This window comes from Shigella sp. FJ200513, from assembly GCF_040495915.1.
Taxonomy (GTDB): domain Bacteria; phylum Pseudomonadota; class Gammaproteobacteria; order Enterobacterales; family Enterobacteriaceae; genus ECMA0423.
In genome coordinates, this window is record NZ_JBDYCV010000292.1 from 1 (window position 1) to 445 (window position 445).

General features: G+C 59.8%; 1 protein-coding gene. It reads right to left on the reverse strand.

Features of this window, described 5'->3' with window-relative positions:
* The coding region (locus ABZJ92_RS22300; RefSeq protein ID WP_069101188.1) for an IS4 family transposase at positions 1 to 445 on the reverse strand (445 nt) is incomplete at both ends.

Genomic DNA, 445 nt, shown 5'->3' on the forward strand with positions numbered 1-445 from the left:
TCAGTTCCATCTGGCAGACCATTTTGACCTGCGGGTAGAGCGCCGGGTTCCCGGCATGTGTCTGGCGGGGGAAGGCTGCATCGTTCTCTGGTGTATCCGGTGTGCGCCAGAACACACCATCGATGGCCAGCAGGGTCAGGCCGCACCAGTGCGGATGCGGCGTGGCGTTATGCCAGAGCTGCGCTGTTTTCGTGAACACGCGGCGGACAGCCTCACTTCCCAGGCGCTGGCGGGCCTGAATAACGGCACTGGGGGCAACGAAGGGGCGATTGCCCGGCAGCATGATGTCCAGGCGATTCACAATCTGGTGAAGAGGTTCTTTACGCTCAAGCGCCATGCCAACAATACACCAGACCATCATTTCGAGGGGAAGACGGCGCTTGCGTAGCGTTACAGTACCTGATTCGGCAAGGCAACGAGAGATGAGTTCGGGGTCGAGGTAATC